Raw genomic sequence first — 13,765 nt, 5'->3', positions numbered from 1 at the left:
CATACTATCTTGATCCCATTCATTAGCAGCAGAAAACGCAACGGTTTGTTTAGGCGTAAAAAAAGAGAGTAAATGCACTTACTCTCTTCTTGATAGTCAAACGACTATTTTTAGCCTCTTTTAACGCTTCGCCAACTCTGCTTCCATGAGCTTAACAATCTCTGTATACCCTTTATTTTTAGCCCAAGCGATCGCGGAGTCTCCCGCATAGCTCTCTGCTAATGGATCGGCACCAAATTCAAGTAACAACTTAACACTCTCGGTAAAACCATCCTTTGCCGCTCTGATCAACGGAGTGTTTAAGTTTTGATAGTGACGAGAATCCACTTCTGCGCCTTGCTCTAAGAGGTAACGAGCACACTGATGATGATTATTTTTAATCGCACTATAAAGAGGAGAGACATTTCGGCTTCGGAGTGTCATATCTGCACCCGCATCAACAAGCACTTTCAACATTTCACACTGACCATCTTGAGCCGCTTGGTTTAACGCACTCCAGCTTTTGTAGATGGCATTAGGGTCTTCGCCATCAGCCAATAGCGATTTAAGCTTAGCCATATCATTATCATTAACAGCGACAGCAAGTGGTGAGTAATCGTCTAACAAGGTATATTTTGCGTTCTGTTGTTCAATTTTTGCGGTAATCACCTCTCGAAGTTTTTCATTCACCTCTTCTGTTTTCGCCTGATTAATGCTTTTTTTGATTTCGCGAACAATCGCATCAGGATCAGTGGTTAACGTGGTATGCAGGTCTTTAAAATCAGCCATGAACATCTCGTCACCATACTGCTCAAAATATTGATTGAGAAAACGAGATAATTGCTTGGTAATACGTGCCTGATCTTTTTTATATTGAGATAAACCATTCAGATTTTTTTCAGCAACGAGAGTCTTTACTTCATCGGTAAACGCCATCATATCTTCACGAACTTCAATACGACGGGTAAAAAAAGCATTGAAGCGCTCATGTTCAGCGTCAGAGAGGTAGTGATAACTTCTAGCAGACATTGGAATAGGGCCCTTTCTACTCTCCTTTTTCCATCCGACGACTCTTTTCATTAACGCAATGAGATCGCTTTTGGAACTATTGAGAACCAATACCTTGTCCGTCTCATTCACATAAACTTGCTCAGAGATATCCATGATCATTCCCATACTAGACAGCAGCACTTCTGGAGGTGTTCCTATGGTTAACACTCCCCCTGAGTGATGGAGCACTTCCACACGATAGTCATAGTCATCAAAGGCTGAAGTCTCCGAAATTAACATCGCATATTCACTATTTAATGGAACCACTTTCGCTGGGCTGCCAAATATACCTTCTGAAAATCGGTGTGTCTCTGATGAGTAATAGAGCCGAGTTCGATCCACCGTTTCACTATCTTGCTTATAGGCAAACCTAAACTCATGAAGGTAAGGGGGCATTGTAGATTGGAAGCTCTCTGCCAACGATTCACTCATTACCATAGGCAACACTCTTATTGAATCTGATGCCGTTGCACTGCCTGTCATTAAAACTAGGAGGCCAAACAAGCTCGCTTGTATCATTTTTCTCATCAATAATTCCTTTTAATTCTCTGTTGTCGAACTGTGAACATCATTTGCTTCGCTAATGATCAAACGAGTTATTTCATACACTTTCATTTTTTCTTCTAATTCCAGTTCGCAGCTACGTTCAAGTGCTCGCCATAAAATCTCAACATCATGGTAACTCTTTTGAACCCGTGTTTTATCTATCATCGGATTTAGCCCAAACGTTTGAGTCCAATAGAGTTTCCGCGCACTATTTAAAGCAACTAAAGCTGAGTAGCCTAGTTGAACATCACACTGACCAAATGTTCCTTGCTCAGATAGCGCTGACTTTAATAGCGCATAATCCGCATGTTCGGGTTTGATTTTTTTAGAAATAATATTGGGCTGCGTATCAATAAAAATCACTGCGGCATTAGCAAATTCCTCATAGGTACTTCTCAAGCTGCCCAGGACATAGCCATCTGCCGTACTCGCACCATAAGTCACGTGAATGCGGTTCTCATTAATAGCGTGACCCACCATCAAAAAACTGGCTTGAATTTCGGAAATGGAGGACAGAGCAAAAGAACCATCTTTATCAGTTAATACGGGCTCTTCATCACTCTCTACGTAGCTCACTTTTGCTTCTGCAACTGGATTCAAGGTATTGAGGTCGATCACAGTCCCTATCACTGCCGGAGCAAAATAGAAGCGTTGTATCGTAGGGATACAAGCAGTGAGCATTAAAATGGATAGAAATGTGGTAAACGCAAAAAATGGGAACTTGAATTGCTTTATACTCAAAACCATAATCCTTTATTGGCTGGAACAGACCTATAGGCTTAACTATAGGTAATAAACTTGTTTAATGCGTATTTTATCAACTATAAACCTTATCGCATATGCCCCTATTTGGGTATGAGGGTTCCCTTATCGCTCTACTTATTTGAAATGGCGGTGTATATAGCTTCAATATGTTGCTGGTTGGTTCCACAACAGCCCCCTACAATATTCATATTAGGTAAAAGGCTTTTCAAGATCTGGTATTGTTTTGCCAAGGCTTGAGGATCGCCACTGTCTATTTCACAGCAAGCTTCTAGCTCAGTATGGCTCTTAATAGATGCATTTGCTCGAATGGCTTGAATGCGTAACTTCCAGCGCTCTTGCCCCATCAATTGAGAGGTAAAGTGAGTGGGATGGGAGCAGTTTATCATGAAATAACTGGCATACAGATTAGTGGCTGCATCTACGGCAAGTATTGCGTCTTTCAGTGAACTACCCGAAGGCAAATTACCATCTGTTTCTAACGTGAAACCAATCACTATCGGCATGTTCACCTCTTGGGCCGCAAGCACCGCACCAATAGCCTCTTCAATGTATGAAAGTGTGTAGACAGTGATAAGGTCAGCATCGGTATGACTTAATGAAGTGAATTGATGCAGGTGATACGCTTTCGCCTGTTCAACCGTCATGGTTTCATCAATGAGGTAACCATCTCCTTTGGGGCCCGTGCAGCCACTGAGGATAATGGTTGTATCGTGCGGCTTCTGTTCAGTTCTCAACGTATTGATCAACTCAACAGCCTTGTGGTTGATGGTATCAATATCTTGCTTTGAATAGCCAAGCAACTCTCCCCACTTAGCACTCGCTCGCCATGTTGGGCTCTCTAGAATAAACCCCACATTATGGGCATGTGCTATGGATAAATACTGTTGATAATAACTCTTGAGACAGCGACGTCCTGCTTCATCATGCAGTAAAGTAAACGCGGCAAACTGGGGAAGCGTGAATCCATGTTCATAAATAAGTGTTGTCTCTAACCCCCCATCAGAAATGAAAAGGCTACCATCAAACAGTGGCAGGTTATGCCGATATTTAGCCATGCAGTTACCACTCTATTTTGGAGTTCGAGGGCAACCAAGCATCTTCGAAATTGAACGGTTCTTTTTGCGCTTTGAGTTGATATCCTTGCAGTTTAAAAACCGCTGCCACTTTCTGATATTTATCGCTATCTATCTCTGCCGTGGTTAGCATATCAATACAATTTTCAATACTGCTTTTATCACAGAAAGGCAGCAATAACTCAACCATCTCTAGTGAGCCTTGAGTGCAGATATCTCTTAATGCAGAAGGGGCTACTGTGCCTCCTAATGTGCCGAGTAATATGACATTATCTTTATGATCTAATGTAGCAAAGTACTCCAACGCCGTCTGACCAATATTGTTCGTGGCGACTAAATAGTCAGGATCATTTTTCACCATCTCAGCCACTTTGGACTTATCAGTGAGTAATTGTTTATGGATCACTTCATACTTATATTCATCGGCATACTCCATCGCCCCCCCCTTTTTTTAGGTATCATTAAAAAACTCACTATAGCACTCCTTATAAAAAAGGCAGCCTAAGCTGCCTATAGGGTGAATGCGCTTGATGCCTATTACTGTTTAGACAGTTTACAACCCGTCTCACTCTCTGAGTTGATGTAGGTAATGTCCCCTACTACAGGTGTAAATTCATCACCTATAATGTTCCCCTTCTCTTTAAGGTAGCCATACAATACTTCAGCGTCGGAGTAACCACTGTCTACGGGGTTAAGTTTTGGATAGCCATCTCCGCCAGATGCACTGTAGCTTGGTACGGTGAACGTGTAGCTCTCATCTGCATTAAACCCTTTACCATTAATATCATGAATTGCCACTTGCGCCGCTTTACAATCGACGGTCATCTTAATCCCTGACAGTTGCGCGTAACCCCCTGAACCCACCTGCTTGGTTGCTACGACGGACAAATACTCGACAACTTGAGACCCTGTCATGTTGCTCAAGGTGATCATATTGCCAAAAGGTTGTACCGTCAGCACATCACGATACGTTACATCGCCCGCTTCAATTGAGGCGCGAATGCCGCCAGAGTTCATCACGGCAAAATCAGCACCGAGTTTACTGCGATTTGATTGCGCAAGTAGATGACCTAACTTGGTTTGTTCAGTGCTGTCTCCTCTTTCCCATTGAGCATCAGTCACCGCAATTTTTTCATCTAACTTGCCTTCGCCCTTCTCTTTAAACGGTTTTAATGCAGCAAGTACCTCTTGATCAGGCGTGATTGCGCCAGCTACTAACACCCGGTTACCGTCTGCATCTTTGCGCTTTAAATTCACAGGAATAAGTTGGTAGCTCGCTAGATGAAGTTCATCACCATAATATTCAAAATCAGCTCGACCGACGTATTTCCCCCACTCATAGGCTTGCATGATGTAGCTGCCATTTTGTTTATCTGGGACGCACTCACCACCGGGTTTGAACTCTGCATACTGGTTACTGCCAGCTTCCATACAGACTGGATTTTGCGAGTGTCCCCCAAAGATAGCTTGCAGCGACCCTTGTTCTAAACCACGAGCCATCATGACATCACCCGGAGCATTGCTACCACTTTCGCCATCTTGATAGTGTCCCATGTGCGTAGTGGCAAAAATGACATCTGCGCTTTTAGCCGCATTAATTTCTGCGATGACTTTTACCATCTCGGCCGTTGGATCGGTAAAGGTTAAGTCACTGACAATATCTGGGTTACCAATGGTTGCGGTGTCCTCTGTGGTCAACCCTACCACGGCCACTTTTAATCCATTTACATCGAAAATTTTGTAGGGTTCAAAATAGCGCACTAGCTGCTCTGTAGCATCATCAGCTTTTACCGTTTTGTAGATATTCGCGGCTAGCATCGGAAATTCGGCCCATTTTCGCTGCATATCCAATACCGACAGAGGATTATCAAACTCATGATTGCCCACAGCCATAGCATCATAACCCAGCATATTCATGCCAATAAAATCTGGCTCCGCGTCTTGTAAATCCGACTCTGGCACACCGGTATTAATATCACCACCGGAGAGTAGAAGTGTCTGTCCCCCTAACTCTTCAACTTCAGATCGAATTTGATCCACTAACGCTTTACGTGCCGCCATTCCATACTCACCATGGCGGTTCTCCCAAAATCGTCCATGGTTATCATTGGTGTGTAACACGGTGAACTTGGTGCAGTTATCTATGCCGCACTCTGTGTCAATGCTCTGCTCTTCTTTAGTAGCACACCCTGTTAATCCAGCCACAACAGCAGCGGCAACTAATCCAAATCCTATTTTCATTTATTTACTCCTTTAATGCGGTTTCTAAGGCTAATGTCATCATTTGATGAAAACTGTTTTGTCTCTCTTCAGTCGAAATCTTTTGCGCTGAAACGACGTGATCAGAAACGGTCAATATGCTCAGAGCTTGTACTCGATGTTGTGCGGCGATAGTAAACAGTGCTGAAGATTCCATATCCAACGCAAGAATGTTCATTTTAAGCAGCGCTGGCAGCAAGGTATCGGGGTCTTCATAGAAGAAATCATTGGTAAAAATATTGCCGTAACGAACGGGGATCTTTAGCTCTTCTGCAGTTTGCCAACAGCCACGTAGCATCTCGAAATCAGGAATTGCCGCATAATCATACCCCGCAAAACGAGCTCGATTCATAGCGTTCGCAGTGCCTGCACCAGTGGCAACAATGATGTCTCTAAGGCCAATATCTTCCGCAACTCCGCCACAGCTACCCACTCGGATCATTTTTTTAGCGCCAAAATCATTAATCAATTCATTGGCATAAATAGACATGGAAGGGGTTCCCATTCCATGTCCCATCACAGACATTCGTGTTCCTTTGTAGTACCCTGTGTAACCCAACATGTTACGAACATCCGTAATCTGCTCAGCATTGTCGAAATAATTGTCAGCAATAAATTTTGCGCGCAATGGGTCACCAGGCATCAGAACGATCTCTGCAAAGTCACCGCGAGTGGCATTAATGTGTGGAGTCATGGTTATTACCTTTATTATCAGTTTTTCACCATGTTATCGGGCGTGTAGTCATTCATTCAGGACATATGTCAGGCTCACCCCTATATCGATCGCAAATTCTATAAAAGGCAAAAAATGAATAAGATCACTGCATTAGTACAACAAGGTTTTGAACAGTTTTGCCAAGTGATTGCCGAACAACCTTTGAAGACAAAGCAGTTTGCTGCTGGTGATTTTCTGTTGTGCCAGGGCCAAGAAATTCGTGAGCTCTATTGGGTTGAAATGGGGCAATTTTCCATTGAGTATACAGCGAACAATAGTCGCCGATTCAGTCTAGGGCTGAACTTTGTTGATAATCACCTGTTCGGTGAAGATGAGTTTCTAACGGATAGTCCTTGCCAGTTTGACGTCTGTGCCAGTGAACCCATTGAAGCGAAAATCATTCCCGTCTCGCTGATGACTGACATCTTGCAACAAGATGCTCGTATCGCTATCTGGTTGAGTCAATCGATGTCAGAGCGCTATCAAACCGGCATGGCATTAACCATGAATCGCTTCCTTCATCCTCTTATTCATAACGTGGCCTGGGATATTCACCAGCGTTACATTGGCACTAAACCTGCCGTAAACTTTTCACAAGTGTATAAAGAGGCCGCCAGATTTGGCAGCTCAGAGCGTGTCTATCGCCGAGTGGTGAAGCAGTTGGTTGAGATGGGCCTCATTGAAAAGGTCGATAACCAACTGAAGGTTATCGACCTAGATAAACTGTCCGACTTTTTAAGCCTTAAGCCATCACAATCTCAGTAACAACCTCTGTGTTAACTGAGTTCGCAATAAAACACTCTTTGTGAGATTGATGGTGCATCTTCTCTAATTGAGCAAACGTCGGCTGTTTATCCCCTGAGAACACAATATTTGGCCTTAGCGTCACTTTGGTGATCGCTACCCGCCCATCAGCGTCAGCTTCCATGATGCCTACCGCTTTATCTTCATAGCTGTCGATAACATAACGACGCTTGGCAGCAATGGCTAAAAATACCAACATATGGCAACTGGACAGCGCAGCAATAAACGCCTCCTCTGGATCCACATTCGCTTCAACTGAATAGGGCAGTGGCACCACATGAGGTGATGATGAAGCAGGGAGCGTCACACCGCCATCAAACGTCCAGTGATGACCACGACTATATTGATTATCAGAGTAGATTTCGTGTGGTGCACGTTTCCAATGAATAGTCGCGTAATGCTCAGACATAGTATCTCCGTTTGTGATATTTACTCTATGATATTGCTGCTTGAACAGCAGCCAAAGCGTGTATTTCCGTTGTGTCGTACAGAGGTACATCGGTATGTTCATTGTTGACCAATAAGGCAATTTCAGTGCACCCTAGGATCACCGCTTGAGCACCCTGTTCAAATAGCTTTTGGATAATAGCCAGATACTTGTCACGAGACACATCTCGAATCTCACCTAAGCAGAGCTCTTGGTAAATAATATCGTGAACCACCGTGCGATCGTCCTCGTCGGGTACGATGACCTCAATACCAAAACGCTCAGTTAACCGCTGTTTATAAAAGTCTTGCTCCATGGTAAATCGAGTACCCAGCAGACCCACTCGAGTAATCTTATCTTGTTGCAGTTGCTGTGCAGTGGCGTCTGCAATATGTAAGATTGGGATGGAAATATGGGACTCAATATCGGGAGCCACTTTATGCATGGTATTGGTACAAATGAGTAAAAAATCAGCCCCTGCCGCTTCCACTGACTGCGCCGCTTTGGATAAAATGTTGGCGGTTGCCTGCCAATCCCCTTGATGCTGTAACTTCTCTATCTCTTCAAAATTAACACTATAAAGCGCAATTTTTGCTGAATGGAGCCCACCCAGTTGCTGTTTTACTCCTTCGTTGATCGCTTTATAATAACTGGCGGTGGACTCCCAACTCATGCCACCTAACATTCCTACTGTTTTCATCCCTTTCTCCATATTCGGTTAACGTGTCAGATTTGAATGCCCTTTCCACTCGGTTAGATTACACTGAATAACAACAAACCTAAAATTCCAGATCGAATCTGTAACGAGTATTACTATGAAAAGAGTCAAAATCCGTATCTACAATCAACGGGGGAAATTAAGAAAAATCTTCACCCCTAAAAAAATGAGTGACCTCTACTACATGCATGAGATGTTTACGGAAAATCGCAGCTTTGATTTCTCTGAGCAGTTTACAGATTTCATTCGTGCTACCGATAAAAAAGAGAGCAAACAGACTTACTCTCTGTACAACACCTTTGTAAAATTTGGCTCAGTTCATCAAGAACAGGCTGATTTCGTAGTGATAATACGCACAAAATAAGCCCTAGCTATGAGTCAGCTTTAATCGCACTCTGATGCTCTGCTTTCCAAGTTAGGTGCGCTTGAAAGCCGGGCCTATCTCTAATCTGTTGCTCAGTGCTCTCCAGCAACGCTTGGTCTGATAACGTCAAATCGATGTCGAACTTACAAGGTTGATTCACATGCCACGGGGTATCGGTAAAAATCTCCAGACGATTCCCTTCAGGGTCTCGAAAATAGATCGACCATGTTGACCCATGTGAAACTGTTTGAGGCGTCACTTGCGGCGTGCCCAACAAGGCCAGATAGTAACCTCGAAGATCCGATAACGAAGCCACTCGAAATGAGATGTGATCCAGTGGGCTTTCGACTGTTTGGTGAGATTGCCGCGGGTTAAGCACCAGTTGATGGTGCTCATTGGGACTTCGGCTTAAAAAAACCATTCCCGCTTTGCCCTCCCCCCTATCTGTCTCTACAAACCCCAAATGACGGGTATAAAACGCCGACATTTTCGCAATATCTTGAACATACAATTCAAAATGACTCAATTGCATATCAGTAAAGCCTACAGTGTTATTATCATCCATGATTCACTCCGTTTACTCTTTTATTTAAAGATAGTTAAGTCTATCCCCTCTTTATCACACACTGCTACCACGGTTGGGTGCTGTGCCATCTGATGTAGGTAACCCCCCAAATGCGTATAAGAGAGAGGAGAAGGCGTGATCTTCATTGACCACTCCGCCAACATAAACAAAAAGAAATCGCAGGCCGAAATATCATCGCCTAACAGATATTGCTTACCCGCTAATTGATTATCTAAAATGGTTAACGCTTCTGCAATTCTTTGTTCTTGTGCCGCCATCACTTCTGGTATTGCAGCTTGATTCGTTGTATGTCGCTGAGGGTAATAATAAACCATCAACTCTGCTTGAAGGGTATTGTTTAAAAAGGCTAACCATTGATAAAAAGTCGCTCTCTCTGCCGTGCCTGCCTCTGGCATCATTCCACTCTCTGGATGCTGTTCACACAAGTACATACAAATGGCTGGGCTTTCAAACAGCACCAATTCACCATCCACCAGTGTCGGGATCCGTCCAGCAGGATTAAGCGCTAAATACTCATCACTGCGCTGAAAGTTTGACGCTCTATCTACCAGAAGCAGTTCATGTTCTACTTCCATCTCATGAAGCAAAAAATGTGGCGCTAAACTAGCATTATTCGGGTAGTAATAGAGTTGGTACATTTATCGATTCCTTGAACTGTACTGTTGATGAATTTCGGGATGCTCTTCAATAAACGATCTCCATCCCTTCTCTAGCTCCGTAGATGGCGCGATTTCCCCTTTGGCCACTTGGATAAATTGACGTTGCAAAGGGTGAACGGGTTCTAGCTCTCCATTCACTAAAGCAAACACATATTTCCCCATGTTCTCAATAACATACTTAGTGATAGGGTCATACTTATCGCCTAAGTCGACATCGACACCACCTAGATTTAGCACTTGCAAATGCGCTTCAGGGTAGAAGTTATCTACCAGGCCTATTTGCTGCTGAATATAGCTGACCACCTCATCATTGTTAAGCACGCCCGTATGGGTATTATTAAAACCAAACTGCGCACGAGACTGTTGTTGCGCACTCACATGAAGCTGGCTCTCTAAGGTAACAACTCCATCGCTGTTCTCACCAAATTTCAGCGAACTACTGTTTCTATAGGCATAAAGAAGTTGGTGATTCAGGTTTGATGGCAATGGTTTATCGTAAAGATCTCTAATAAAGTCATTGTTCGGATTTAAATCACGCCATGCTGGCAACACAATCAAACCACTCTCCTCCCCCTCAGCGGCAGCTTTATGACCACCAAAAGGAGAAGCAATAGAGACAAACAGTTCGACTCGATTCTCACTCTCTTCATCTTGATAAAGGTTTAAAGCTTTTCGTGCTACCAAACCTCCCATACTGTGAGCGACAATAATTAATGGCTGCTCGGTATGCTCCATCACTTTTCCAGAGAGAAAAATACGATAAAAAAGCTCAGCAGACAGATCTAAATCCCCCCCTGATGGGTAGTAGTAGAACCACGCTTTGTATCGACTGCGATCCATTGAATCAACTATTTTCCTAAAATCTCGCGGGCTCCCATCAATACCGTGTATAAAGATAACTGGTATTTTATAGGAGTATTCCTCTTCCAAGGCGTAAAACATCGTGGGTGCATATTCGGAAAAAGAAGCGGGATCGTACATTCCTAAGGTCACCACTCCGTTATCAAATATTGAGTCATCTAATGATCGTATCGTGCCACCAGGAAAGAAGATCGATTGCTGCAACTCTTCACGTTTTGGCAAACGAATCTCGTCTACCCACTCTACTGTCTCTACTGTCTCTGGTAACCCTAGATCAATATCTACGTGAGTAAGAACCCCATTTGGTGCAGTAGCGCTATTAAGCTCAATCTGAGTTTGTCCTACTACCTCCCCTTTTTCCAAGCGCTCATTTCCATTTAGATCGGCAAACACCAATAACTCATATTGTCCCTCTGGCATTGTTAACCCGTAATGCGTATTCATATTAACGAAATTGATACTATCCACACGTTCATGTTGTTTAAAACGACTCGAATAAGCGACAACACTCAATGACGATTCCGAGCAGTCACAATCCTTCTCAAGTACTGAGCCAACCACATAGAATTTATCAACGTCTATCATATGCTTTAAGTTTAATTGCGCAGGTTCTGCGTTTTGAATTCGTGCGTAGTCAGATTGTACAGAGGCGTATTTAAGGTAAGTGCATGACGATAAACTAAACATAACCAAAGAGGCTAAGAGGTAGGTTTTCAACTTACAACTCCATTTGTTAAATCTCATGTTATTTAAACAGCGATAACAACCGATATAAAAAGCTAGAGGTACTTTGCTTTTGTTTGGCTGGCGGTTTGGGACGGGGGTTATCTAATCTGTCTTGTAAACCGGTAGCAACTAACCGTAAAAACTCTCGAAATTGTTGTTCGTCGGGATAAAGATAATCATGAATTTCAATGAGCTTCTGCTTGGGATTGTTTAATTCTTCATGAATATCATTAATAATTGGCTCTACAAAACGCCTTTTACTTCGGCTAATTTGATTCACAACGTTATTAACAATCTTAAGTGGTTCTTTTTCATATATTAAACTGTAGAGGGGAATAGTAATCGGCATTTGCCATCGATCATGCAACTGCTGCCCTGCTTTTTTTGCGTAACATGCACCACAACCTTCACAAGCATAAAATAAGATATTGCCACTCTCAGCAGGGGTCGTTTCTGTTAGCTCAAGTTTACAACGATAGCAATGTTCCAAATCTCCCTCTCTTACAATCACTCTTCATATGCAATTCATTACAATATCATATGTATTACCGATAATTCATTGCCTTCATCAAATTATCGAAACAACGGCTCTTTGTCTTCATCTATCATCTATTATTATTTTCACTCTCCATCTTCAGTTTAGCTTCCGCTTCGAGCTTTTTACGCTTCTCTAGTTTTTTTAGATCGCTACCAGTAGGTGGAAGGTGTCGAGAGATGACTCTCTTTCTACACTGCTCATAATCGCGCTTAGATTGCTGCCAACACTGGCTATTTTTGACATTTTTTTCAAGATCTAAGCAGCCTTGTAAAGAGAAAACAGCAAGCCGTTCGCACGCCTCAAACTCATTGCTGGTTGGAGATGCAACAACGGAGCCTAGGAAAAACAGTAACGAAACTGTTAAGAAGCGTACGATAGTAGCCACCTTACATTTAAAGAAGTAGGCCTATTACTTAGCAACGAGTGCCGTTCCAAAGTATTGAATCCCGTCCCATCCTAACTCCATAAAATTTCGGATATTTTGGTGATCACTCCCCGCGGGATTTTTCAGTACATCTTCGCGATAAAATCGGCCGAAGCAGGCCAATGTTGACTCAACATCTAGCGAATTCAATTTAGCAAAAGCAAATATTTTACAAGAACCATTATTTGCACCAGCGGCATTCAGTTCAGAGCCATTACGAAACTCTGTTGCCGTAAATTCATAATGGGTATCAATCACTGCCATCGTCTGTTCAAAATCAACGGATGAAGGTTGGGCGGTTACTTGTTGAAGAAATGATGTTACATCCATTTAGTATTACTCTCCATTTATTATTAATAGGGATAAGTCTACTTGAGATGTACTTTTATGGCTAGTAATTAGGGGCTTAAGCGTGCCGCAGTCATTGTGATCGATGAAGCTTCTTTATTGTTACAATATTTATAAACAAATAAAAAGATGAGTTAATCTCTTAATAGCAACATTAATCATTATTAGATATATTACAATCCCAATTAAAAACAGGCGTATCATTATTAAAAACCATGTTCACATAATTATCTAAGACTTTGTCAATGGCACCTTCAAAGATATTCTCATCATTAATACCATCGTAATAAACTCGATACAAACAACCATCCTTCCCATCTCTTTTATTTATATAATAGTCATCCTTACTTTCATGCATACATATACCAACAGGGATATAGCCGTAATTTGACAGTAACCTTGCTGGAAAGTGATTAATGGAAATATGTAAACTCTCATTTAATGAAAGCAATCTCATCTTTATGCCAACCTCTGAAAGGTCGTCATCATGATGAATGGTTAGCACTTTATCCATACATTTATTATATTCTAAAAAATTATACCAATAGCCCGGAATCATCCAACCTCCTTGTGCTAGATATTTTTTCCATAAAAACAATTAATTACTTAAAACCCTGCGTATGGAAATTTCAGTGCACAGCTCGGTTTAATGAGGTAAATACGTACACATATGGAATCAATATAACTATCAATACCCAAAAAAACAAGCCGACATCCATAATTATGTAATACATAAAATGAACAAAAGCATAAGTACACACAATTATTGTCAGGTTATTTTACAACATGACAATTTTATTGTAGGAAGGTTATTTATTATAATAAATTAATCAACCATTTATTAATATGGTTCCAATATTGCATATATGAAACCCTATTGATATTGAGTTCACCATACCATTAACTCTCTATTGATATAATAA

Annotated in this window: 17 protein-coding genes; 2 read left to right on the top strand and 15 right to left on the bottom strand. The window is 42.1% G+C overall.

Features of this window, described 5'->3' with window-relative positions; translation table 11 throughout:
• Window positions 1-120: 120 nt before the first annotated feature.
• The 6 genes from L4C32_RS00120 to deoD all read right to left on the bottom strand — a co-directional run bounded on the left by L4C32_RS00120 (window position 121) and on the right by deoD (window position 6,366).
• Entirely contained in the window at window positions 121-1,557 is a 1,437-nt protein-coding gene (locus L4C32_RS00120; protein WP_428194812.1) for an ankyrin repeat domain-containing protein, read from the bottom strand.
• Between the two features lie 12 nt (window positions 1,558-1,569).
• Window positions 1,570-2,316, bottom strand: coding sequence for a hypothetical protein (locus L4C32_RS00115; RefSeq protein WP_428194811.1), 747 nt, complete (start codon window positions 2,314-2,316; stop codon window positions 1,570-1,572).
• A 134-nt stretch (window positions 2,317-2,450) separates the two neighbouring features.
• A complete protein-coding gene (locus L4C32_RS00110; RefSeq protein WP_428194810.1) occupies window positions 2,451-3,395 on the bottom strand; it encodes a homocysteine S-methyltransferase family protein in 945 nt (314 codons plus the stop codon).
• A 4-nt stretch (window positions 3,396-3,399) separates the two neighbouring features.
• On the bottom strand, window positions 3,400-3,849 hold the full coding sequence (locus L4C32_RS00105) for a hypothetical protein (RefSeq protein ID WP_428194809.1): 450 nt from the start codon (window positions 3,847-3,849) through the stop codon (window positions 3,400-3,402).
• A gap of 101 nt (window positions 3,850-3,950) precedes the next feature.
• Entirely contained in the window at window positions 3,951-5,654 is a 1,704-nt protein-coding gene (gene ushA, locus L4C32_RS00100) for a bifunctional UDP-sugar hydrolase/5'-nucleotidase UshA (RefSeq protein ID WP_428194808.1), read from the bottom strand.
• 4 nt (window positions 5,655-5,658) lie between these two features.
• On the bottom strand, window positions 5,659-6,366 hold the full coding sequence (gene deoD, locus L4C32_RS00095) for a purine-nucleoside phosphorylase (protein ID WP_428194807.1): 708 nt from the start codon (window positions 6,364-6,366) through the stop codon (window positions 5,659-5,661).
• A 114-nt stretch (window positions 6,367-6,480) separates the two neighbouring features.
• On the opposite strand from deoD, the gene L4C32_RS00090 reads away from it, so the two are divergent.
• A complete protein-coding gene (locus L4C32_RS00090; protein ID WP_428194806.1) occupies window positions 6,481-7,152 on the top strand; it encodes a Crp/Fnr family transcriptional regulator in 672 nt (223 codons plus the stop codon).
• Here L4C32_RS00090 and L4C32_RS00085 read toward each other — a convergent pair.
• Both L4C32_RS00085 and L4C32_RS00080 read right to left on the bottom strand, forming a co-directional pair.
• On the bottom strand, window positions 7,130-7,600 hold the full coding sequence (locus L4C32_RS00085) for an OsmC family protein (RefSeq protein ID WP_428194805.1): 471 nt from the start codon (window positions 7,598-7,600) through the stop codon (window positions 7,130-7,132). The genes L4C32_RS00090 and L4C32_RS00085 overlap by 23 nt on opposite strands.
• A 25-nt stretch (window positions 7,601-7,625) precedes the next feature.
• Window positions 7,626-8,318, bottom strand: a complete 693-nt coding sequence (locus L4C32_RS00080) for an aspartate/glutamate racemase family protein (protein WP_428194804.1) — start codon at window positions 8,316-8,318, stop codon at window positions 7,626-7,628.
• 115 nt (window positions 8,319-8,433) lie between these two features.
• Here L4C32_RS00080 and L4C32_RS00075 point away from each other — a divergent pair, with 115 nt between their 5' ends.
• A complete protein-coding gene (locus L4C32_RS00075; protein ID WP_428194803.1) occupies window positions 8,434-8,700 on the top strand; it encodes a hypothetical protein in 267 nt (88 codons plus the stop codon).
• A 7-nt stretch (window positions 8,701-8,707) separates the two neighbouring features.
• On the opposite strand, the gene L4C32_RS00070 is transcribed toward L4C32_RS00075, so the two are convergent.
• The 7 genes from L4C32_RS00070 to L4C32_RS00040 form a co-directional block, all read right to left on the bottom strand.
• Window positions 8,708-9,265: a VOC family protein gene (locus tag L4C32_RS00070; RefSeq protein WP_428194802.1), complete on the bottom strand. Its 558-nt coding sequence runs from the start codon at window positions 9,263-9,265 to the stop codon at window positions 8,708-8,710.
• Window positions 9,266-9,285: 20 nt separating this feature from the next.
• Window positions 9,286-9,924: a glutathione S-transferase family protein gene (locus L4C32_RS00065; RefSeq protein WP_428194801.1), complete on the bottom strand. Its 639-nt coding sequence runs from the start codon at window positions 9,922-9,924 to the stop codon at window positions 9,286-9,288.
• On the bottom strand, window positions 9,925-11,523 hold the full coding sequence (gene maoP, locus L4C32_RS00060; RefSeq protein WP_428194800.1) for a DUF413 domain-containing protein: 1,599 nt from the start codon (window positions 11,521-11,523) through the stop codon (window positions 9,925-9,927).
• A 28-nt stretch (window positions 11,524-11,551) separates the two neighbouring features.
• Window positions 11,552-12,022 carry a hypothetical protein gene (locus L4C32_RS00055; RefSeq protein ID WP_428194799.1) on the bottom strand — a complete coding sequence of 157 codons (471 nt, stop codon included), beginning with the start codon at window positions 12,020-12,022 and terminating at the stop codon, window positions 11,552-11,554.
• 115 nt (window positions 12,023-12,137) lie between these two features.
• Window positions 12,138-12,455: a hypothetical protein gene (locus L4C32_RS00050; protein WP_428194798.1), complete on the bottom strand. Its 318-nt coding sequence runs from the start codon at window positions 12,453-12,455 to the stop codon at window positions 12,138-12,140.
• Between the two features lie 24 nt (window positions 12,456-12,479).
• Window positions 12,480-12,824, bottom strand: a complete 345-nt coding sequence (locus L4C32_RS00045) for a HopJ type III effector protein (RefSeq protein WP_428194797.1) — start codon at window positions 12,822-12,824, stop codon at window positions 12,480-12,482.
• 172 nt (window positions 12,825-12,996) lie between these two features.
• Entirely contained in the window at window positions 12,997-13,401 is a 405-nt protein-coding gene (locus L4C32_RS00040) for a hypothetical protein (RefSeq protein ID WP_428194796.1), read from the bottom strand.
• Between the last annotated feature and the right edge of the window lie 364 nt (window positions 13,402-13,765).

The organism is Aliivibrio kagoshimensis, from assembly GCF_050337105.1.
GTDB lineage: Bacteria > Pseudomonadota > Gammaproteobacteria > Enterobacterales > Vibrionaceae > Aliivibrio_A > Aliivibrio_A kagoshimensis.
Note: the sequence above shows the minus strand (reverse complement) of the source record. Positions and strands in the feature narration are given on the sequence as shown.